The following is a 23,627-nucleotide window of genomic DNA, read 5'->3' as shown; positions in this document are numbered from 1 at the left end:
TCAATTTTTTTAGTTGTTTCCTGGCTTTTCACTAGAAAAGAGGAATAGTGTGAAAAAATTACTAGAATTTGAACGTGTGCAACGAATCATCATAGAGTTAAAAAAGAACATGATCAAAACTGCGATACCTGTTGAGAATTTAGTTTTTCATTCTGAAACGGGGACAAAAGAATTTGAAAGAGGTGCTTATTTTGGCGAAAAAAATCAGTACTATACAATTGCAGGAGAACTCTGTTTACCAAATGAATTTCAAAATCAAACAGTCGATTTAGCAATCTTTTCTTCACTAACTGAATGGGATTCAACGACAAACCCACAAATAAAAGTGTATTTTGATGATCAGCTGATCCAAGGATTAGATGTTAACCATACGACTTTGCGGTTACCCAAAGAATATGCTTCAAGAGATCGGATTCCATTGCAAATCGAGGTTTTTTCAGGTCGGGAGGAAAAAAAATATCCTTTGACGGTTGAGCTAAGGTTGATCGATCCTTTGACTTATGAACTCTATTACGATTTGTTCGTGATATTGGATAGTTGGCGATCGCTAAACGAGCATGACTCGAATTATATCTATTATGAAAGAGAATTAGGACAAGTAGTTGATCAATTGAATTTTTATAAACCTTATAGCTCAGAATATTATCAAGGATTAATGAAAGCAAAAGAACACTTAGAACGTGCATTTTATCAAACAGGCTTAGTAAAAAATGCTCCTCGTGCCTTGGTTGTTGGTCATACACATATCGATTTGGCTTGGTTATGGACAGTGATGCAGGCGGTTGAAAAGGGAGAACGTAGTTTTTCGACTGTATTGAAATTAATGGAGGAATATGATGAACTGACTTTCATTCAGAGTCAACCACAAATGTATCAATTGATCAAAGATACCTATCCGCAACTATATGAGAAAATCAAAGAAAAAATTGTTGCAGGCAAGTGGATTCCAGAAGGGGCTATGTGGGTAGAAGCAGATTGTAATCTTGCTTCAGGTGAATCATTGGTCCGTCAATTTCTTTATGGGAAACAATTTATACGCGAAGAGTTTGGTCAAGAAAGTCAAATTTTGTGGTTACCAGATGTTTTTGGTTATTCTGCAGCTTTACCGCAAATTTTGAAAAAAACAAACACGCCCTATTTCATGACAACAAAACTTTCTTGGAATCAATTCAATCAGATCCCTTATGACAGCTTTTTTTGGCAAGGAATCGATGGTAGCCGAGCGCTAACTCATTTTATTACGACAATCAGTGACGGTTATAGCCCGACACCTTATTATACGACTTACAATGGACTACTCGATCCTTATACGGTGAAAGGAAGTTGGGAACGCTACTTAGATAAGGATGTCAATGACAGTATTCTGATCGCTTACGGTTATGGAGACGGTGGCGGAGGACCAACACGAGACATGTTGGAAACGTTGAAACGCATGAAAAAAGGTTTGCCAAGTATGCCCCAAGTCATTGAAAGCACAGCGATTGATTTTTTTGAAGAACTCTCCAAAAAAATGGTCAAGCATCAGGAAAAAGAGTGGCTCGGAGAACTGTATTTTGAATACCATCGAGGAACATACACCTCAATCGGGAAAAACAAGCGCAACAATCGATTTGGTGAAACGTTATTACAGACAGTTGAAAAATTATATAGTATCTTTGCCCGAGAAAAATATCCAGCTGAAATGTTGGAAAAATCATGGAAACAATTATTGTTAAATCAATTCCATGATATTCTTCCAGGAAGCGGAATCAAAGAAGTTTATGATCAGACAGATATTGATTATCACGAACTTTTCACTGAAATGAACCAATTAATTGACACAGTGTTGCCAAGTCACGATGCAGGACAGTTTCTTTATCTGTTCAACCCTAGCGGAGTAAGTGAACAAGTCATCGTTCCATTACCACTGGAATCAGGAGAATGTCTGGAACATCAAGGTCAGTCGATTGTCAGCCAAAAAACGTATGATGGACAATTCTTAGGACGATTCGATCATTTACCTGCTCTCGGTGGGAGTTATTACACTATTGTAAAATCAGATCGTGAAGTCACGACTAAAACGGAAACCACTCCTTTAACTAAACAATACGAGACACAAGACTTTAGTCTTTTATTCAACGAACACTATCGTATGATCAGTGCATTCGATAAAAAGAACCAACGAGAAATCGCTGGTAAGAAAGCAGTGAACGAACTACTGGTTTACGAAGATCTGCCTTTAAATTATGATGCATGGGACATTGATTTTTACTATAAAAATAAACCAACAATCATTACCGATATTCAAGAAGCATTGATTGTTGATCAAGGTCCGATTCGGGATACATTGAAAATCGTTAGAAAGTTTTATGATTCGACTATTACGCAATACATCCATTTGATTCACGGAAAAGCACGAATCGATTTTGAAACGAAGGTTGATTGGCAGCAAAATCATAGTCTCCTTCGAGCAGAGTTTCCAGTGCCTGTCAATGCCTATCAAGCAACTTATGATATCCAGTTTGGCAATCTACAACGACCGGCGCATAAAAATACTTCGTGGGACAAAGCAAAGTTTGAAGTATGTGGACATAAATGGGTCGATCTATCCGATGATGGCTATGGGATTTCATTATTGACAGATTCAAAGTATGGCTTTGATGCTCAATACCAACATTTAGGAGTCTCATTGATCAAATCCGCCACAGATCCTTATGAAACAGCAGATCAAGGAAATCATCAGTTCACCTACTCGCTTTATTGCCATGCTCAAACGTGGAAGGAAGCGAAGACCCAAGAAGAAGCTCGTCAATTAAATATCCCTTGTTTGGCTGTTCGTCAAGAACAGAAAACTTTACCAGAAGGTTCGTGGGTGACCTGTCAAGAACGAAACATTTGTATGGAAACCTTAAAGAAAGCTGAAAAAGATGAGTCCGTCATTTTACGAGCTTATGAATTTGAAAATCGCCAAACAACAACGGTCTTAAAATTTTCTCAGCCAATTCAACATGTACAGATTTGCGATCTATTAGAAAATCCAATTGAAACAGTCGCTTTAGACAGTGAGCATGAGGTAACAGTGGTGTTCAAACCTTACGAGATCCATACCTTCAAAATCCAATTAAAGGAGCAGAACGATGGGTGATTTGCAAAAATTGTTGCAAAAAATGACACTAAAAGAAAAAGTTGGACAATTGAATCAACGATTGTATGGCTGGCAAGTCTACGAAAAAAAAGATGGAAAGCTTTTTTTGACGGACTATTTCAAAAATGAAGTGAAAAAATATGGCACAGTCGGTGTCATTTATGGGGTATTTCGTGCCGATCCTTGGTCTGAAAGAAATGAGCTGACTGGTTTAACAACCAGTGAGGCACAAGAAGTCAGTCAAATGATTCAACAATACATGAAAAAAGAAACCCGTTTAAAAATCCCGGTCTTATTATCCGAAGAATGTCCCCATGGGCATCAAGCCTTAGAAGCCACCACACTGCCAACGAATTTTTCAGTGGGATGTAGTTGGAATCCCGAACTTTATCAACAATTGCAGGAAGTCGTGGCTGCTGAGTTACAAGAAAAAGGAGCTCATCTTGGACTGATTTCGACTTTAGATCTATTAAGAGATCCACGCTGGGGCAGAACAGAAGAATGTTTTAGTGAAGATCCGTATCTAACAGCGGCCTTTACCCAAGCAGCTGTAACTGGTTTACAAAAAGAACAAAAAATTAAAGCTGTGTTAAAACATTTGGCTGGTCAAGGAAACGTCATGGGAGGACATAATTCTGGTCCAGTGGCAATCGGAGAGCGTGAGTTAAGGGAAATCCATTTACCCGCTATTCGAGCAGGAATTAAAGCTGGCGCAAAAGGCTGTATGGCAGCGTATAACGATATTGATGGGGTATTTTGTCACACGAATCCCCATTTGTTACAAGAAATTTTACGAGAAGAATACGGGTTTTCTGGAATCGTCATGGCCGATGGTTGTGCATTAGATCGAGTGGCAGAAACTTGTGGCGATCCATCAATGGCTGCAGCCAAAGCCATCTCTAGTGGAGTTGATCTTAGCTTATGGGACGAGGTGTTTCCTTATCTAGAACAAGCAGTGGCTATTGGGCTGGTAAGTGAAGAAGTGATTGATCGTTCTGTTTTAAGAATTCTTGAGTTGAAAAGCGAATTAGGTCTTTTCTCTAGCCAAAGTTCACCGAAAGTTTCTTTTACTTCGGCACAAAAAGAAACGTTGTGTACAGCTTTGGCAGAAGACAGTCTAGTATTGTTGAAAAATGACAATATATTACCTTTGAAAAAAGAGAAATTAAATCAAATTGGAGTTGTAGGACCTCTTGCGAATAATATCTATCATCTATTAGGTGATTACACGCCTTTTAAAAAAATAGCATCATGTTGCAATCTATTGCAGGGGATCGAAGAGCACACGGCAAATTCAACTACCCAATTGGCTTTTGCTCAAGGCTGTCAGATCACAACTGATCTACCTCAAGGACTAGACGAAGCAAATCAAGTAGCTGAAAATGCAGATGTCATTGTCGTGACTTTAGGTGGGTCCAGTGCCAGAGATTTTTCAACGGCTTTTGCTAAAAATGGCGCTGCATTACAGGGATCACAAGAAATGACTAGTGGAGAAAACATTGACCTAGCCTCGATCGAACTACCGGAATGCCAAATTAAACTAGTCAAGGAATTAGCAAAACATGGAAAACCAGTCATTGCCGTTTTGATTGAAGGCCGACCTCATAGTATCTCAGCGATTGAACCATATGTTTCAGCGATTCTTTTCGCTGGCTATCCAGGACAATACGGAGGAAAAGCGATCGCGAATGTTCTTTTTGGAAAAAATCCGAATGGTAGATTAGCGTTTACGATTCCCGAGCATTCAGGTCAATTACCCGTTTATTATAACTATCGAAATACTCAATTTAAAGAAACGTATACCGATTATCCTAAAAAGCCAATCTATCGTTTTGGCTATGGCTTAAGCTATACATCGTTTGAATTGACCGATGTACTCTTTACCGATCATCAAGATCATTCGATTAAGGTTTCTTGTCGATTGAAAAACACAGGTAATCATAGTGGAGCAGAGACGATTCAAATTTACGGGAAAAAACAACAAGGTTTTATTCCCCCACGAGAAAAAGAATTGCTCGCATTTAAAAAAGTACATCTAACCCCATTGGAAGAACGAATGATTGAAATTATCCTAACAAAAGAACAGTTATACTATTTAGATGAAACGTTTAAAGAAGTATTGCCAAGAGAAGTTCATTTGACAGTTGAAACAGTTACCTTTAAACAAAGTATTCAATTATTTAGAAAGGTTGATGATCATGAAAAAAGCACATGGTGTATCCGCAGTTGAACAGGAAAACGAAGACCGTAAGCTGCGAAAAGACATTGTCGAAAACCATCAAAGCGAAACAGATCATTACCAAGAGTTACCCGCTAATATCCAAAAAAAACTCGATTGGTTTCAAGATCAAAAACTGGGCGTGATCTTTCATTGGGGGCTGTATAGTATTCCCGGTATTGTAGAGTCTTGGCAATTGTCACAAGAAGACAGCTGGGCAAGAAAAATACCTTGGCGCACGAACATGGTCGAATTACGAGAAGATTATTGGGGGTTGATCCATAGTTTCAATCCTTATAAGTTTGAACCAACTAAGTGGGCAAAGCTGTGCCGACAAGCTGGTTTTCGCTACATGATTTTTACAACAAAACATCATGACGGCTTTACAATGTATGATACAAAGTATTCGGATTATAAAGTAACTGCAGCGACATGTCCCTACCATAAAGCGCCTCAAGCAGACATTTTTAAGGCAGTTGTCACCGCTTTTAGAAAGGAAGGACTAGCGACAGGTGCTTATTATTCAAAACCAGATTGGCATAGCTCTTATTATTGGTTGCCAGAAAGAGAAGCGACTGGGCGATACGCAAATTATGACCCAAAAGAGTTGCCTGAAGTCTGGCAGAAATATGATCGGTTTGTTACGAATCAACTCACTGAAATTAGCCAAAATTATGGCCAACTTGATATCTTATGGTTAGATGGAGGCTGGGTGAATCAGGGCAATGAACAACTCGATATGGAAAGAATAGCGAGTGAAGTCAGGCATTCTCAGCCAGATCTCTTGATTGTCGATCGAACCATTGGCGGGGCCTATGAGAACTATGTGACACCAGAAAGAAAAATACCTGAACAACCACCAGTCAAAGTATGGGAAAGCAATATCCCATTAACCAAAAATTGGGGCTATTGGCCAAATGATGAATATAAAGAAGTAGCAGAAGTTATTCTATCATTCGTCCAGATCGTTGCAAAAGGAGGAAATCTACTACTAGGCATCGGACCGAAACCAAATGGAGAGTTACCTACAGAAGCGGTAGCGATTTTAGAAAGACTAGGCGATTGGTTGGAAAAATATGGCGAAGGAATCTATGAGACAAGAGCAGTACCGTTTGATTCCCCTGAAGGCTGGTATGTGACCCAGAAAAATGGCGATTATTACTTTTTTTATAAAGAAAACGCTTCATCTTTATTGCTGTCTGAGGTAGGATTGGATTATAGAAACTTTACCATTCAAGAACTGTCTGAAAAAAATCAGGTAATGGGATCAGAAACTTTAGTACCAGGAAAAACGATAGAGGGCATTGGTTGTTGGCAACTAATGGCAGAATAAGGAGTGGATGCTACTTGATGAATGAATCAAACAAGCCAATATCTGTTACAAAAGCACCTTCTTTAAAAGAGCGTGGCGTGATTTTAGATATTGGACGTAAATTTTATTCAATAGATTTTCTGAAAAAACTTGTAGACTACATGGCTTCATTGAAAATGAATGCTTTGCAACTTCACTTTTCTGATAATGAAGGATTTCGGCTGGAATGCGAAACAATTCCAGAAATCACATCAGAAAAATTTTTGACGAAACAGGAAATGACGAAATTAATTGATTATGCGGAGCAAAAGGGGATCTCTGTGATTCCAGAGTTTGATAGTCCTGGCCATTTGCAACGGTTGTTGGCAATCTATCCACAATGGCAAATGGAGCGAGAAGGCGAAGATTCTTTGATTTTTCCGACTAATCGAGCCCTTGATATCACCAAAAAAGATGCGGTCGCCATGATCAAAAAGATGATAAAAGAATATGCAGAGTTATTTCATCGTTCCGATTATTTCCATTTAGGGGCTGACGAATACATTGAATTTTCAGAGTTGGATAAATATCCGGCACTAAAAGCACAAGCAATCGCTGAATACCACGACCCAACTCGTCAGTATGATGTTTTCATCGACTACATCAATGAGTTAGCAGACTATGTCGAAACATTAGGTAAAAAAGCTAGAATTTGGAATGATGGTGTCTATAAAAAAGGACTGCTCATGAAAAGTAAATTAAAACCTTCTATTCAAATTACGTAATGGACGAAACATCAAGCAACAATGGCGACTGTGGGGGAATTTCTCACTCGTGACCATCAATTGATCAATGTCAACGATCAATTTTTCTATTTTGTTTTAGGAGAAGGTGCCAGTTATAAATATCCTACAGCTCAAAAGATTCAAGACCACTGGACGATTGATCAATTTCCTGAAAATCAACGATTAACAAACGAACAAATGAAAAAAGTACAAGGTGCCTATTTTGCTATCTGGAGTGACTACCCTGATGCTTTGACTGAAGAGGAAGTCTTAACAATGATTAAAGAACCATTAGCTGCACAACAGCAAATCATCTGGCACGAAACAATATGAACAATCAGTGATCAAAGAGGTGAATCTATAGTTGATGTTGTCTTCAATAATTGATCCTGGTGTTTCTTAAAAGTTGTCCAAACAAAAAAGCCGAAGATTTCAAAAATTGTTTCTTTTTTGACATTCTTCGGCTTTTTTAGATCTAGAAATTGTTACCAGGTTCTTAACTATCTGATCAATAATAAGATCTGGTTAGAACGATTCTCGTACCAAAAGGCATCAACGCTAATTTAGCTAATTTAAACGACTGTTTACCAAATGGAATACCAATGATCGTAATATAGAGTATAAGACCACTAATCACATGGGCAATCGCTAATGGGAGTCCACTGATAATCAACCAGATGATATTGATAATTAAAGAAGTCCCACTATCGCTATAAATCACTTCTTTACCAAATGGGAAAAAGCTAAGAGTTGCCAGCTTAAAACATTGTAACCCGATTGGAATACCAATGATCGTTATACACCAAATGACTCCTGCTAAAAACCAACCAATCCCACCGATACAGCCTCCAAAAATAAACCAAATCAAGTTTCCTAACATTCTCATTTTAACACCTACTAAATTTTTTCCCATTATACCATGTAATGGTTCTTAGAGTTCCTTTATTAAAGTTATTTAATTATGTATTTTTTGTTTTGGATAAATGTTTTTTAATATTAATTATATATAAAAATAGTTATTTAATGGTGAACTAAGAACAGAAAGAATGTGAATCGCAAACTGGGTTTGCTTAGTTACCTTAAATAAAGAAAGTGATTGACTTATGCATCTTTTAGATATATTATTCTTGTATCTAAAAGATAGATAAGGAGGAAGAAACATGATGAATGAACTGTTTGTTCTAGGAGAATTGATGGAATCACCACAAAATGGTTATCACTTAAGAAATGCAATGCAGGCTTCTTTAGGCAAAAATCGCAAAGTCAGTTTTGGTGTTTTATACCCATTGTTAGACAAGTTGGCAAAAAATGGCTTAATCACTATTACTGTTAATGAAGAAGGCCGTACACAAAAGACTGCCAGTATTACTGATAAAGGACGTCAACGATTTTTTGAATTAATGAAACAAGACGTTCCCAGTGGCGCTCATACAGAAGAAATTTATTTAATCAAACTCGATTCGATGCAACATCTCTCATTAGACGAACAAAAAGAATTGTTAATGGTCTACATACGTGAAAAACAAGTCACGGTTGACGAAATCAAGGGCTATTTAAAAAAATTAGACGAAGTAAAAAAAATTGATCATTGGTATGCGACTAAAAAATTAGAATTATTACTTGGAAAAGCCCAGTTAGCAATCCAGTGGGCAGAAGATTTTCTATCAGAACTGCCTTATGTGGAAGAATAAGCATGATCATGGTGTAGAACAAAACGTGACAGTTCTTAACATCAGGTCGATTTTAAACGTCATAAAAAAGCAACGATACTGTAACTTTTTATTAGTTACAGTCTCTTTTATACAAAAAAATATATATCTAAAAGATATATTAAGGATGATATTTGGAGGAAGAACATGTCTCAACAAATCAAAATTGCCTTAGTAATGGCAATGAGTTTATTTATGGAAATATTAGATGGTACGATCGTTACAACAGCTTTACCCAAAATGGCGACCACTTTTTCAACAAGTATGTCGCAAATCTCACTTTTAATCAGTGCCTATTTAGTTACAGTGGCGATTTTTATCCCAATGAGTGGCTGGTTAGCCAATTATTTTGGTAAGAAAAAAATCTGGCTTCTGGCTGTTTTCCTATTCACCATTAGTTCATTAGGGAGCGCCCTTGCGCCTAGTTTTGGGGTTCTTTTAGGAATGCGAATGTTACAAGGTTTCTCTGGAGCGTTGATGACACCTACTGCACGATTGATCGTTTTTGAAAAAACGCCAGTCGATCAACTATTAAAAATGACGAGTTATCTTGTTTGGCCAGCATTAATCGCACCTGCGATCGCTCCTATAATGGGTGGAGCAATCATTACCTATTTAAGTTGGCATTGGATTTTTTTGATCAATTTGCCAATCGGTATGTCGATCTTGATCCTAGGATATTCATTGATTCCGTCAGACCATGACCTGATCAAAAATAAATTTGATTGGCTCGGTTTTTTGGAAATGGCAACGGCATCCACCTTACTGGTAGTCGGTGCAGAATTATCTTCACGAGACGGTCTTTCATTTGAGATAGCAGGAATTGTGTGTATCGTGAGTGGAATAATATTTCTTTTGTTCACATATCAACATTTAAATAAAGTCGAACAACCCTTATTTTCATTAAAAGCCCTATCAAAGACTTCTTTTAGAATCGGCCAAACTAGTGGTGCAATCCTATGGTTATCTGTCGGAGCGATGCCATACTTGTTGACGATCTATTTACAAAATATTTTTCATTGGTCAGCAGTCGTTGCAGGAAGTTATGTTATTTTCATTTTTATTGGAAATATTGGGATCAAACCCTTCACGACATCGATTATTCGCTCACTTAACTACAAAGGGGCATTGATTGCATCATTCCTCATGATTTTGAGTAGTTCTTTCTGTTTGTTTTTCATTGAATCAACTACGTTTCCAGCGATTATCATGTTACTAGCTTTTGCTTCAGGAATCGGACGCTCGCTTGCACTCACAGCGTTTATGGGATTAAGTTTATCAGAAATTCCACCACAAGAACGCAATAGCGCCAATACATTGAATACAGTTGTCCAGTCTTTAGCTCAAGGGTTAGGCGTATCATTTATTACATTGGTGATCCATTTATTGGAAATCCAATTGTCGATCCCACTGGCTTATAGCTTAGGTTTTGCGGTTTTAGGAGCACTAATGCTTCTGCCAATCATTGAAATCCTAAAAATTCCACAAACAATGGGCATAGCGACAATGAAGAAATAAACCTAAAATAGTAGACAGGTAGATTTATTGAAGAAAGATTTGAACTAAGGGTACTTTACAATCAAAAATCTACTAAAAAACTAGTCCTTCGCTGACTTGATTGTGCGAGGGGCTAGTTTATGTAGCGTTTTATCGAAAAGCCACATTGGTAGTAAGTTGAATAACGACACTTCGATTCAAACAAACGCCAACTCTATTACCAATAAGCAAATCAAGGATCATAGATTAGCGAGTCAGTACAAGCAATTGTTTTAAGTAATTGGCTAAAAACTCTGAATGACTATTCTGATTTTTTGATCAACACAAGAACAAGTAACAATCCAATCTTTCCAAATAGGAAAAATCCTTTGTGTGACTCGGACACAAGTTAGCTTTCCTTAAAATATAATCGAGCCTTTTTGATAAAGTTTCTTTGAGTATAGGAGAGGAATGATACCCAGTAAACGATAGTTCAAATCAATGATAATCAACGAGAATGCCTAAAAAATCTGTAATCTTCACAATAGTTCTAGTAAGCGAAGTATCAACGGATTGATTCTTTTAATAAAAATTATTTAAAAATTTTTATTATATAACAAATTAATACTCTTGTTATTGATTTACAATGTAATTGTCAGATCGATAAGCGAGAGGAGAAAATAATGGTTTTTAAATTCTTACAAAAATTCAAAGAAGCCAATCAACTGGAAAGCAGCGCCCAAGAAGTGGTTTCCAAACAATACTTAGAAATAAGAAAAACGTCTTTTGTGCAAAAGAAAGATGAGAAGATCGTAATCGACTTTTTAAGTGACATGGATAAAGATTTCGGTAGTAGCCAAGATGATCGAGTGAGGCAAGGAGAACATTTTGAGCAATTTTTAGCAGCAGCTTTCCGATTAGCAGGATACGGGGTTGAGATAACGAAGAAAAGTTATGTCAAAGATCATCGTAAGTATGTGGGAGATGGGGGTGTCGATTTAATTTTGACGAAAGAAAAAAAGCGGATCGCGGTACAAGCAAAATCCAATCGCTTAAACGCAAAACCCACACCGACACTGATTGGACGTAAAGATATCACTAATTTTTCAGGAATTTCAAATAAAAATTGGGATAAAAAAATGTTTATCACCACTTCATTTTTTTATCAACAGGTCTATGAAGAAATTGAACAAAATGAAAAAGCAAAAGAAATCGAGTGGTATGATCGCTACGGGTTATTACAATTATTAAATCAAATCATACCAGATACGATGCTAAAATTTCAGCTTTTAAATTCTTTGCCAATGGGTATAAAAATATGCCCCAAATGTAGCGAAGGAATCATAATTAATTGTCGGAATGGAAAAACCGGCCATCTATTTAAAGCATGTTCCTTACATTGTGGTCATACAGAAAAGTTCAACACAACGGAATGATTGCATTAGTCAGCGATTCTTTTTCCAAAATCTCTACATATACTAATACAGTGATACTTCGATTGAATGCTAGTCAATACTATGGACGCTAAGACAGCGTTATAGTTTAAAAAATCCACAAAAAATATGTGATGCAGCCATACTTGGGAATAATTCCCCGTCAATTTTTCAATAGAAAGAATAAACAGTTCAAACAAGTGATTAAGAAAGGACTCTAGAATGGATAAATGACAAAAATACTCAAAGTAAAGCAAATTGAAGCAATGAAATTTTATACGGATATCTATCGAGAAGCAAGTTCATTCAGAAACATGTGGGTAATCAAACCCTTTTATCTGTTTTTATATGTTCTTAGCCTATGGATTAATACGCTATTTATTCTAGTTATTTTGGGTAGTAGTTTTTTATATTTAACTGGAAATACTCATGCTTATAATAATATTGAAACAATCTTTTACCAATTCATCGTGGCGACTGCGTTTCTGTTATTCTGTTACTATAAAAGATATCGAACAAAGCATGGTCGTCCTAAAAAATACCATAATTATTTATATAAACGAAAAGCCGAAAGAATGCTCGACGAACGAAGTATCAATCAATTGATTTTTGATGTGGAATACTTGATCAAAAAGAAAGAAAACCACGGAACCAGTATGTTAAGTATTTACCAAAACTTTATCGTAGCTTCGTGTTTTCCCATTACAATCTATCTCATCCAAAATTTTTTTGAGAAAGGCAGTATAAATTTTAGTACTTTTCTAATCAGTCTTTTTCCACTGACATTCATTTTTGGGATTTTTAAATCGAATAATTTATTTATATTAGTAAAAAGCCTTTATGTTGAAGATTATTATATGCTTGTTCATGTAAAAAAAGAATTAGAATATATGAAGACAATCAAAATAAATAAGACCAAACGTTGAAAATCGGTATTTATGTGTCTCACTCAATCAATAGAAAAATAAACAGCACCTAATCTGTTCCAAAATAGTAAAACCGTCATTTTAGAGATAGGTTATATTCAATCTAAAGCTCAAACTCATCCTCACAATGATATGGGGTCAACTTATTAGTAAATATCTGGAATACGACTAAGGCTAGAGTGCGCGGAATAAATTCATAAAGAGAGGGATATTAGATGAAGTATATCACTAAAAGTTGGTCATTTATTTCTATTTTAATCTTATTAATCATTTTTGAAATAGTTAACACATATCTTATTTGTCAGTTTCCTATTTATTTACGAATAGGCATACTTATGCTCATTGGGTGGGGATATGAAATAATCATAAGACGTTTTTTAAAACATTAACTATAAAAAACTATGGTAGAACATCATGAAAAAATACTATAAGATTATCTCTGATTTACGTTGAGCAACTTTAGAATCAGCGCTTAATACAGCATTTTCAAGAAAATAAGATAGAATTAAAAAAGGTTAGGCTGGTTTCCTACGAGAACTAGCTATAATGATGCTGGAATAGCTATAGCCGGAATAATATAGAGGAGTGAGTTTTCTTGTATAAAAACTGGAAAAAGTATACGAAAAACCATCCATACGCTAGTATTATCATTGTGGCGTTAGTAGCCAGTTTAATAGGTATTTTTATCGAATATTTACTGAATCGAGACTTTCTAAGAAGCGGCTTTGGAGTAACGTTGATTTTGATTATCGGGCAGATAGTTGTTGTAAAGAAAAATAAGAAATAATTTACTGAAATAAAGTGTCGGGGTAAGAAGCGTTTTTGTAGTGTGAAAAATGATGAGTTTATGAAAGATTAAATGATGAATAATGAAACAATTGAACAAAAGAGAAAGGGTATGCTATAATAAACATGAAAAAAGGAACTGCGTCAACAGTTCCCTTTTGACAGCACCGCTAAAGACGGTGGCAAGTTATATAGTTATCTCAAAAAGGAGTAACCAATCTCTCGCTAAAGTGACGGTTACTTCTTTTTGTCGTTTTTGTGGGCTAAGGTTAGAATGCCAAAAATCAGTGTTGCGATCAAAGATCCAAAACTGATCATTAGCCCTAACGCTGCTTCCACAGACAAAAGGCGTCTCCTTTCTCTAAAGTTTGAGATTATGTGCATAAGCACCACCTCACTTCCAGATTGGATAGCCACCGTCATTAAACTTTACTGTCATAACTGATTATAGCATATAGGATTTGTTATTATTACCTTAAAAATAAAAACAACTGTTCTTTTGTTTTGGAAATTGAATAGCAGAATAAGCGTATGCTATAATGAGCATGAAAAAAGGAACTGCGCGAACAGTTCCCTTTTGACAGCACCGTTTAAGACGGTGGCTCAGTTTAATTATAGTTACAAAAAATAACCGTTAAACTGCCTAAGTGTAAATTGCGGTTATTTTTTGTCGTTTTTGTGATTGCTGACTGTCAGAACTAACGCTACAAAAGCTATTGCAAACATTAGCGCTTCAAAAACAGACAAGCTTATCCTTTCTAGGGAGCAAGTTACAAATCAACATAGGCCTCACCCTATTTCTATTGGGATTAGCCACCACATAAACTGTGCTGTCTCAACTATATATAGCATATAGACCTAGTTATTTTCTTGAAATTTCAAGTATAATTAGGTCTATTTTTTTGCTTAAAAATAAGAAACCAAGAGGGAATGTGAACTGAAAAAAAATCAAGAAAAAGGAGAAAAACAAAAACTTTTTATCCGTGAAAACGTAAGTATATTAGAATCGATGGAAGTTAAAGTTATTTAGTCAAATAAGAAAAATTAAAGTTGCTTTATAACATAAGAAAGAAACAAAATAAAATAAGATTCAGGGGAACAAAAATCAATGAAACAACCAATCCTGCAGAACAAAAGGTTTCTGCGTATATCCATATCTCGTTTTGTGAGCATATCTGCCATTACTGTAACTGGCTGACTAAAATTAGTTCTTTTATTTAAAAAATTCAAACAGTTATGACTTTAAAAACGCTTTTTATGATGAGGTAAACTAATAACATCGTTATTAGTTTACAGTTGTATCGTCATATAAGACAAATAAAATAATTGGGAGGATACATATTTTTAAATGAAAATTAGTATTACTTACATCTGATTTGGTTGTCTCTATTACTCCATCAATCTCGATAGGATCAAATGTATTTGCTAATGAAAATACAGAAATTTCGTTGAATCAATCAATAGACAGAACTATTACTGAATAAAAGCTTACTGAAGGATTCAGGCAATTATTTAATTTAAATATTGACGATTTAATCACTATTTTGAAACAATAAGGAATTGATCCATATACAATTTTTACTGCTAGCGAAATAGCATTACAAAGAAGAAAAGAGCTACTTAGGGCTAGGGTAAATAAAGTATTTAATTTCAATAACGAAACAAAAGATATTTATTTGAACTCTTATATTGCGACTACTGCAAAAACTGTTGGGCTTGCAGTGATTGTACATTATGTAGGTTTAGGATAGCTCAAGCTATTACTGGTTCTATCGGAACTACGATTCATACAAGTAAAAGAATGATTATTCGTGTAAATAAACAACCAGGATGAAAAGGGGTTCGAATATTGATTGTTGAGTAATCATAAGTGTACGCAGCCAATAAAGTAAAGAAATCTTGATTGGCTGGTGTTTTATATGAATTATTTATCTAAAATATGGCTATTTGTTCAATATTTAATATTACTAGTGATTTTTGAATTGATTAACATATTTATTATTTATCGTTTTCCTATTTATGTGAGAATTGTAATACTTGTTCTCAATGCTTGGGGATATGAAATAATCGTAAGCCATTAAAAAAAACATCGTTATAATCATAAGCAATAAAGAAATTGTTACATAAAATCATGAAAAAAAGACAACAGAATTATCGCTGATTGGTTAAACAATTGTTGGCCAAAAAACAAAAGAAATGATGAAGTACATAGTTAATGGGATAAGCAGTAAATAATAAAAATTAGTTAATGTGGATAAAAATGGTTTGAACAAGGTCATATCTTAAACGTAGATATGACTGTGACTATTAAAATGTGTTAAAGATAATGTCTCACATCCAAATGAAACTTTTTATGGCATTAAATTGTCGTTGTGGTACTCTACATTTGCGACGACTAGAAAGCATTTTCTTTGTTTGGCATAGATTTTATAGTTGTTGTGTTTTTTGTCTAGCTTTTTACTTTCCATAGGATAAGTAAAAAGCATTAAATGAAAAGGAGATGGATACTATATGAAAATAGGTAAACTGATTACTGCTGCTCTTGGTGTGGCGAGCATAGCAAATGAAGCACGTAGTTTAGGACACCAAAATCAAGGAAGGGAATTAGAACGAAATCCGTATGTAGAAAACTTGGATAGAATTAATTTTTTACCTGATGACATTCATCCACACGAAGTTCAACACTCGAAATACAACAATGGGATGAACGCTGACCAAACCTCAAGACTACTAGACGAAATGCAAAGAGATGATCCAAGACACCCCTATTCAGCTCAAATATCTAAAAAAAAATCTAAAAAAAATGATGAAATTCATCCACACAAAGTTCGACACTCGAAACACAATAATGTGATGAACACTGACCAAACCTCAAGACTATTAGACGAAATGCAAGTCGATGATCCAAACCCCTATTCAGCTCAAAAATCTAAACAATCAAAAGAAATTGATGTAGAATTTTCAAAGCATCTCGAGGATCAAAAAGCTCATGACGGAGCAATTTATCAACTAGTGGAAAAAGAGTCAGAATTTATCAAACTCTTAAACGGATATATTACTGAAAAACCTGCAGAAATTAATCTATTAAAATCATACCGTGAGCAGTCTGAAGAATTATGCAAAGAATTACGTCTTGTGAGGAATGATTTAAAAACTTTTGTGAATAAGACAGAACAGAAGTTGGAATCGCTTGAAAAATATTTAAAAAATGATGGAATAGAGAATAGAACAGAAGTAGAAGAATATGAGTTTCGTTACATAATGGACTTAGACAATCTAAAAAACAAAAAAAGGGAGGCCAATAGTTTTTTAGCGAATTGTAGAAAGCTAACAAGATTCCTAAAAAATGAGATAAACTACCTGAGAACCCCTGCAGTGCATTCTCTTGAAACAGAAAGTCCTACTATTTTTTCACAAGAGTCTACAAAATCAAAAGGAACCCATTTGGGTAGCGCTTATAAAACAACGATAAGTATGCCTGAAATAACGAATAAACCTACAACAGCGCTACCTACTCTTTCTCCACAAGAAGAATCTATAGCAATAAGATTTGAAGATCTTTCAAACAATTTCAACATGGCAACTAAAAATATAAAATATTTACGTGAACAAATTAATGAGTTCCATTTACAGTTACGCTCGAATAAGAAAATGTCTCCTAGTGATATTCAGCAGACAGAAAAAAATCTTAATATTTTTGAGAATATCATCCTTCCAACATTAAAGTGTGAAAAAACGAATATTCAATATGCAATAATTAATGAGAAAAATTGTATAGAGTTGCTTGTAAAAAAAGGAAAATTAAGCCCCTCGTTAGCAACAAAGTATACTGATGAATACAATAAACTCATTAATAACTTTGAACAATCTAATAACAGAAGAAATAAAAGAGGCCAGTCAATGAAACCTACTCTTTCAGAAAAACTAGCAAATACTGCTATAAAAAATAACGAAGAATTTTCAAGAACTAAACGAGAGTCAACTTTTGAAAGGTAGTCTATAAAAAAGTGTGTAAACCCCCAGAGGTTGTATCAAGTGATGCAGAGAAATTTTTCAAATGGATAAACCTAAAGAAACGAATGTTCAAAAGAATTAGATTTAAAACGTACATACAACATAAAAGACAGAATGAAATAGCTAATAAGTTCAGCAATTGAGGAGATACTTGTTGAATTACCATGTGCCTGGTCTTTTTTGATTAGTCACTTTATAAACATTACTGTCTTTACCATTACACTCATATCTCTTTATTGGCAGAAGCAGGCGTTCCGATTAAAGCGATCATGGAGCGAGTGGGTCATTCCAACATGAAAACTACTTTAGAAATTTATAACCAAGTAACCAATACAACCAAAGAAAAACTAGTCCAAGAAGTCGATTCTTGGATTTTTTAGTGGATTTGTTTGGAAAATACGGTTAGTATGCGTATATGAGAGGTTGTGAAAGCGATGGTTTGCTTCAAGAATTAAGAGCGAAAAATCGAAAATAGCTTTCCATATTTTTGAATTTTTTGAACTTAATTCCGTAGAAGCAATCGCTTGAACACCGTTTAAAGAAGGTCGAAAACAGGTACGACTTTTCGACGTAAGGAGAATTTAGTTTAATGAATGAAACAACCAATTCCGCAGAACAAAAGGTTTCTGCGTATATCCATATCCCATTTTGTGAGCATATCTGTTATTACTGTGACTTCTATAGAAATTAGTAAGTAATATAATGTTGGGGCTGCAATATGCGAACAAATGTGCTACAATGTGAGAGTTATATAGAAAATTTATTAAGAAAAGAGAGTGTAATACATGGGAAATTCTGTAAGTTCTTCAATGGAGGATAAACGAACAATTGCGGCGTTTTTCTCTGGTGTAGGAGGAATTGAGCTAGGTTTTACAAATACTGGCAAGTTCAGAGTACTGTATGCAAACGAATTTGATAGTAATGCTATTATTACCTACCGTGAAAATCATCCAGAAACACATTTGGATGAAAGGGATATTCATGAAGTCACAAAAGATATGTCGGTTGTACCGGAAGCTAATTTAGTTATCGGTGGTTTCCCTTGTCAGGCATTTTCGATTGCAGGCTATAGAAAAGGTTTTGAGGACGAACGTGGAGATCTTTTTTTTGAACTATTGAAAATTATTAATGAGAAGAAACCCGAGGCTATATTTGTAGAAAATGTAAAAAATATGGTTACACACGATCATGGAAATACTTTTAAGGTAATAAGAGAAGCCCTAGTGATGAGTAACTATTTTATAAAATGGAAAGTACTTAATGGAAAAGATTATGGTAATGTTCCACAAAATAGAGAGAGAATATACATTGTTGGCTTTAAGTCAAAAGAAGCTTATGAATCCTTTAGTTTCCCTGAAAAAATTAGGTTAACAAATAAATTAGATAGCGTTATTGATTTTAATCTAGATGCCGATGAAAGATATTATTATGATGAGACAAAAACACCATTTTGGGATAAATTGTATCCTAATATTACTTCCCAAGATACGGTCTATCAATGGCGACGACAATACGTTCGAGAAAACAAATCAGGAGTAGTACCTACATTGACAGCTAACATGGGAACAGGTGGACATAACGTTCCTCTAATTTTAACTAATGATGGACGTATAAGAAAATTAACACCAAAGGAAACTTTTAATGTTCAAGGCTTTCCTGCTAATTTTAAGTTGCCAAATATTTCTAATGGACAATTATATAAGCAAGCAGGTAATAGTGTGGTTGTTCCTGTAATACAAAGAATTGCCGAAAAAATAGATGAAGCGTTGGAAAAAAGTGACGAATTAATAAAAGTAATACCAAATGGGAAATATGCTATCATGCATACTATAATGGATGGTCGTTTTAGTGGTAGATCTGAACTTGTAAGAACAGTTAATAGTGAACAAGAGCTTAAAAAATTTGAAGAAGAACATAACATTACTTTTATGAGTCGAGATGAATATTTACGTAATGTCCAAAAAAATCGTCAAATGGATTTTTATAATTTTGAATAATAAATGATTAATTATGTTTAGAAAAAGACCAACTTTATTATGATTTGTTGGTCTTTTTTTGTTATACTTTATTTATAAAATAATAAGTAAGGTGTTTTTAATATGTGGAATCAACTTGATGTACATAAAAAAGAAAAATACAAATCCTTAATAACTAATTTTGCCAGCTTAAGTGAGGCTTTTTCTCAAAAATCAGATAACGAAATAGATGTACAAATAACAAAAAGAGTTGCCCCTATTGTAAATTCAAAGTTTCAGGAAACAGCCTTTCAAAGGTCATTTGGTGCAATTGGTGAAGATATAGCAAATACAAGCTATGATGCTTCGTTGAAATTAGATGATAGACATAAATATTTAGTTGGTATTAAATCTTTTGGAATACATTCTGGCGACCAAAAAATTGCTCAATTTAAAGCAAGTAGTATTTTGAATGGTTGGAGTACGATTTTAGCTGAAGCTAGAAAAAATGCGGATTTACTTGGTGATAAGAAACTAGCTGATGAAAAAAATGAACCTCTATATAGAAAAGTGGCTATGGAAATAGCCAGATTAAGAAATGAACGAATTGCATCTTCTAAAGAGTTGATTAAAGGATTCGATGCATGCAATGATGTAAATGTGGATGCTGTATATCATGTTTTAATGCCTTCAAAAAGAGGAGAAGTTCCTCAAATTCATGTGGGAGAAACTAGTTATCTACCAATTGATATCAATAATATTGTAATTTTGGGAGCAACTGCTTTAAGAAATGCAACAAATTTTAAATTTACGGACGGTCATCATACTTATAAATATGCAGATGCTGATTCGCAATTATTTATGAATTTTCATAATAAAGAAATCGTTGTAGATACCTGGGATGTTAATTATGTCCAGGATGCATTTGCTTTCTTTGAGAACTTGAATGCAGGAGCAATAAATTTACCTGAAATTAAACCACTGGGACAAACTGTTTCTTGGATGATAGCGAATGAAAAAGGTATTGTTGAAGGAAGTTCGGGCTATAATGGATTTGATGGAGCTACAAAATTAGCAAAGGCTAACAACTATAGAGAGAACAGAATTAACTCATTCTATGAAAAATTTAAAAATGTAGTGACGAAAGATGATATGGATATAATTATTTTATATTTAAGAGAAATTTTATTGAAAGATTATCCCACTAAAGATGATAAAAAAGAAATGAAAAAAGTACGGAATAAACTTAGGGATAAGCTTATTTCAATTGGTGATGAAAAGGTAAAAACTGCAGTGTTTTCAATGGTTTATCGTCCTGTAAGTGAAATGTATATTCCCATACCTGAATCAAAGAAATTTCATAATGAAAATCCAGATTTTTTTGGGAAAAATATTGGAACTTTTATAAACGGAACATCAAAATTAGCTTTAGATAAAGAACAAAGAACTTTTTCATTGGAATTTATTCCAAGTGGAAATAAAGTCTTAGCATACATTAATCAAGATAACGGTAAAGGAATTCAATCAAAAAACAAACAAGGAATATTAGGTGAATGGATTTTACGTGGAGTGTTCCAACTTGATGAGTATGAAGTTTTAACTGGTGAAAGACTCAATGAACTAGGAATAAATGCAATTCGTTTAACTAAATTCGATGACTTAAATAGGGGGATTGGTCTGGAATTTATTTGGATTGATATAGATAATCCACCCGAAGATGCAATTGGTTGGGTGTGTAAAAATAAAAAGTAAGGCTTCCTATGAAGATACGTAATATGATCCCATAATCTATGAAAGACTTCAAAATGAACCTGTAAAGTATAAATCTTTACTAAGATACGTTATGAAAGCTAATGTTATAGGACAATATCATAGAATTTTTATTGGTGTAGCTCTACTAATAACGCTATTTTAAATATATTGTTTAAAACCACTTGTGATAAATTATTAATAGAAGAGCCTTTGTTTGTAGTAATAATTTTTAAATAAATTGAAAGCTAGTATATCCTCCAGTAAATTCCAAATACTGGAGGATTCTTTTTCTAAGCGCTGATTTACTCATAAAAAAGTAGTTGGCTACTTCGTCAAAGTTTCTACATTTTCTTAGTGCATAGGAAAGCGCTTGATCGTTCGCCATAAGAATACTGACGCCTATATTGGCTCTAAGTTCTTTTTCATAGTCTTCTGGTAAACAGGTGTCTTCTAAATTCATATCAAAAAATGCATGAGATTCTCCAAGATAGGGTATATCCCTATAGTAATAGATTATCTCATGCATTTTTGTAAAGTTTTGGCGTTCAAGCATTAAGTTTTGATTGGTGTTGATGATGATCTCACCATATACTTTCGTAATTGATCCAAGCATTTTCTTACTTAAGTTATTTTGAATAGTAATAAGTCACTTTATCTGAGCGTTCATTATAAATAAAGTAGAGAATTAAAAAAATTACTTAAAACAGGAAATGTCCAAACGTCGCTATATGTATTTGTAGATATCTTATTCTTTACTGTTACTACTTTTTTTAACAAAAAATGGGCATGGAAAATTTGCGGTAATTGATATTAAAGAGTAGGAAGAATACGAGAATTATAAAATAGCGAAACAAGTTTCTCAAGAATTAATGAAAGCGGAGCAAAGTGATAGTGTGAGCAATAAAGAGATGGTGAAAGAGTTTGGATTATAGTTGATAGTTTTTCAAATTAGAGTGACAGATAGATTACAATATAATTCTTTATAAGATTGAGGTAGAAAAACAATTGTTGATTTTGAGAATTTACTCAAATCGAGAAGATCTTGTCAAAAAATGTCTGCTCTTTGTGGAAGGTTAAATGTAGAATGATGAAACAATTGAACAAAAGAGAAAGAATATGCTATAATGAACATGAAAAAAGGAACTGCGCTAACAGTTCCCTTTTGACAGCACCGTTTAAGACGGTGGCTCAGTTTAATAATAGTTACAAAAAATAACCGTTCAAACTGCCTAAGTTTAAATTGCGGTTATTTTTTGTCGTTTTTGTGATTGCTGATTGTCAGAACTAACGTTGCAAAAGCTATTGCAAACATTAGCGCTTCAAAAACAGACAAGCTTATTCCTTTCTAGGGATCAAGCCACAAATCAACATAGGCATCACCCCGTTTCTATTGGGATTAGCCACCGCATAAACTTTACTGTCTCAACTATTATAGCATATAGACCTAGTTATTTCCTTGGAAATTCAAGTATAACTAGGTCTATTTTTTTGTCTAAAAATAAGAAATCAGGAGGAACTATGAATTTAAAAAAGGTCAAGAAAAAGGAGAAAAAAGAGAAACATCCGAAAGTGAAAAATTGTCACAACAAAAAGCGAATAAAGTGGTTTTTACTGGCGTTTGTTTGCTAGTGATTGGCTTCAACTATTGAAGTAATTCGAGCAAATGTTGTGACAACTAATTTTGATCAACTATCCAAACAGGTGGTTCAATTAGCTAAGTACAAAAATAAATAAGAAATCTAAGAAAAAGGTTTTATCAAATTATCTTTATAGATATGTAAACGGAAATTCCTATAGAAAATCCAGAAGATCGTTCATTGGCAGAATCAGATGAGCTAACTCTCGAACAAGAGCTATCACTAGATGAGAAAGAGGTGAAAGAGGAGTTTGATGAACCACAGAATACTGAAGAGATGGATAATCTAAATATGACCGTATATAACTTGGAAGAACTTGCATTAACCCAAGCAGGAAAAGCTTATTTTGATCAAGAACAAGATCAAGAATTACTAACGAAGTATGTGCTACCTATGAATCGAATGGAACAATTAGAACCAGATTTTAGAAGTTTGGAAGAATCAGAAAAACTTTTATTTAGTTTAATCGCAGAACAAGAAAATGAGAAAGAGAACACAAAAAATTCCTTCAATTGATATAC

Annotated in this window: 17 protein-coding genes; 14 read left to right on the top strand and 3 right to left on the bottom strand. The window is 34.3% G+C overall.

Going from position 1 to position 23,627, the window contains the following annotated elements; all coding sequences use genetic code 11:
- Positions 1-49 precede the first annotated feature (49 nt).
- Genes IGL28_RS07800 through IGL28_RS07780 form a run of 5 tightly spaced genes read left to right on the top strand, consistent with a single transcriptional unit; the run spans position 50 to position 7,751 of the window.
- Positions 50-3,124: an alpha-mannosidase gene (locus IGL28_RS07800; RefSeq protein WP_438843941.1), complete on the top strand. Its 3,075-nt coding sequence runs from the start codon at positions 50-52 to the stop codon at positions 3,122-3,124.
- Positions 3,117-5,354, top strand: a complete 2,238-nt coding sequence (locus IGL28_RS07795) for a glycoside hydrolase family 3 N-terminal domain-containing protein (RefSeq protein ID WP_081127438.1) — start codon at positions 3,117-3,119, stop codon at positions 5,352-5,354. The genes IGL28_RS07800 and IGL28_RS07795 overlap by 8 nt, the downstream gene beginning before the upstream one ends.
- On the top strand, positions 5,323-6,675 hold the full coding sequence (locus IGL28_RS07790) for an alpha-L-fucosidase (protein WP_010718911.1): 1,353 nt from the start codon (positions 5,323-5,325) through the stop codon (positions 6,673-6,675). The genes IGL28_RS07795 and IGL28_RS07790 overlap by 32 nt, the downstream gene beginning before the upstream one ends.
- Positions 6,676-6,692: 17 nt before the next feature.
- Positions 6,693-7,418 carry a family 20 glycosylhydrolase gene (locus tag IGL28_RS07785; RefSeq protein ID WP_241546303.1) on the top strand — a complete coding sequence of 242 codons (726 nt, stop codon included), beginning with the start codon at positions 6,693-6,695 and terminating at the stop codon, positions 7,416-7,418.
- Positions 7,419-7,439: 21 nt separating this feature from the next.
- A complete protein-coding gene (locus IGL28_RS07780) occupies positions 7,440-7,751 on the top strand; it encodes a hypothetical protein (protein WP_241546302.1) in 312 nt (103 codons plus the stop codon).
- A 175-nt stretch (positions 7,752-7,926) separates the two neighbouring features.
- Here IGL28_RS07780 and IGL28_RS07775 read toward each other — a convergent pair whose 3' ends face one another.
- Entirely contained in the window at positions 7,927-8,304 is a 378-nt protein-coding gene (locus IGL28_RS07775) for a YccF domain-containing protein (RefSeq protein ID WP_010718913.1), read from the bottom strand.
- Between the two features lie 274 nt (positions 8,305-8,578).
- On the opposite strand from IGL28_RS07775, the gene IGL28_RS07770 reads away from it, so the two are divergent.
- The 5 genes from IGL28_RS07770 to IGL28_RS07750 all read left to right on the top strand — a co-directional run bounded on the left by IGL28_RS07770 (position 8,579) and on the right by IGL28_RS07750 (position 13,749).
- The gene (locus IGL28_RS07770) at positions 8,579-9,109 is read left to right on the top strand and encodes a PadR family transcriptional regulator (protein ID WP_128427583.1); all 531 of its coding nucleotides are present in this window, start codon (positions 8,579-8,581) and stop codon (positions 9,107-9,109) included.
- A 165-nt stretch (positions 9,110-9,274) separates the two neighbouring features.
- Positions 9,275-10,645 carry an MFS transporter gene (locus IGL28_RS07765; protein WP_081127441.1) on the top strand — a complete coding sequence of 457 codons (1,371 nt, stop codon included), beginning with the start codon at positions 9,275-9,277 and terminating at the stop codon, positions 10,643-10,645.
- Between the two features lie 641 nt (positions 10,646-11,286).
- Complete coding sequence (locus tag IGL28_RS07760) at positions 11,287-12,039, top strand: restriction endonuclease (RefSeq protein WP_010718916.1); 753 nt, start codon at positions 11,287-11,289, stop codon at positions 12,037-12,039.
- Between the two features lie 227 nt (positions 12,040-12,266).
- Positions 12,267-12,962 (top strand): hypothetical protein, encoded by a 696-nt coding sequence (locus IGL28_RS07755; protein WP_241546301.1) that lies wholly within the window; start codon positions 12,267-12,269, stop codon positions 12,960-12,962.
- Positions 12,963-13,557: 595 nt separating this feature from the next.
- Entirely contained in the window at positions 13,558-13,749 is a 192-nt protein-coding gene (locus IGL28_RS07750; RefSeq protein WP_010718919.1) for a hypothetical protein, read from the top strand.
- Between the two features lie 236 nt (positions 13,750-13,985).
- Here IGL28_RS07750 and IGL28_RS07745 read toward each other — a convergent pair whose 3' ends face one another.
- Positions 13,986-14,132, bottom strand: coding sequence for a putative holin-like toxin (locus IGL28_RS07745; RefSeq protein WP_081186522.1), 147 nt, complete (start codon positions 14,130-14,132; stop codon positions 13,986-13,988).
- Positions 14,133-16,259: 2,127 nt separating this feature from the next.
- Between IGL28_RS07745 and IGL28_RS07740 the strand changes: the two genes are divergently transcribed.
- The 3 genes from IGL28_RS07740 (at position 16,260) to IGL28_RS07730 (ending at position 21,469) form a co-directional block, all read left to right on the top strand.
- Positions 16,260-17,744 carry a hypothetical protein gene (locus tag IGL28_RS07740; RefSeq protein WP_241546300.1) on the top strand — a complete coding sequence of 495 codons (1,485 nt, stop codon included), beginning with the start codon at positions 16,260-16,262 and terminating at the stop codon, positions 17,742-17,744.
- Positions 17,745-18,547: 803 nt separating this feature from the next.
- A complete protein-coding gene (locus tag IGL28_RS07735; RefSeq protein WP_081127446.1) occupies positions 18,548-19,759 on the top strand; it encodes a DNA cytosine methyltransferase in 1,212 nt (403 codons plus the stop codon).
- Positions 19,760-19,861: 102 nt separating this feature from the next.
- Positions 19,862-21,469 carry a hypothetical protein gene (locus IGL28_RS07730; RefSeq protein ID WP_081127447.1) on the top strand — a complete coding sequence of 536 codons (1,608 nt, stop codon included), beginning with the start codon at positions 19,862-19,864 and terminating at the stop codon, positions 21,467-21,469.
- A gap of 229 nt (positions 21,470-21,698) precedes the next feature.
- On the opposite strand, the gene IGL28_RS07725 is transcribed toward IGL28_RS07730, so the two are convergent.
- The gene (locus IGL28_RS07725; RefSeq protein ID WP_232088578.1) at positions 21,699-22,082 is read right to left on the bottom strand and encodes an ImmA/IrrE family metallo-endopeptidase; all 384 of its coding nucleotides are present in this window, start codon (positions 22,080-22,082) and stop codon (positions 21,699-21,701) included.
- A gap of 1,204 nt (positions 22,083-23,286) precedes the next feature.
- On the opposite strand from IGL28_RS07725, the gene IGL28_RS07720 reads away from it, so the two are divergent.
- A complete protein-coding gene (locus tag IGL28_RS07720; RefSeq protein ID WP_081127449.1) occupies positions 23,287-23,622 on the top strand; it encodes a hypothetical protein in 336 nt (111 codons plus the stop codon).
- The last annotated feature ends 5 nt before the right edge of the window (positions 23,623-23,627 follow it).

The sequence above is a fragment of the Enterococcus sp. AZ077 genome, assembly GCF_051714965.1.
GTDB lineage: Bacteria > Bacillota > Bacilli > Lactobacillales > Enterococcaceae > Enterococcus_B > Enterococcus_B hirae.
This window is presented reverse-complemented; position numbering and strand designations above follow the sequence as displayed.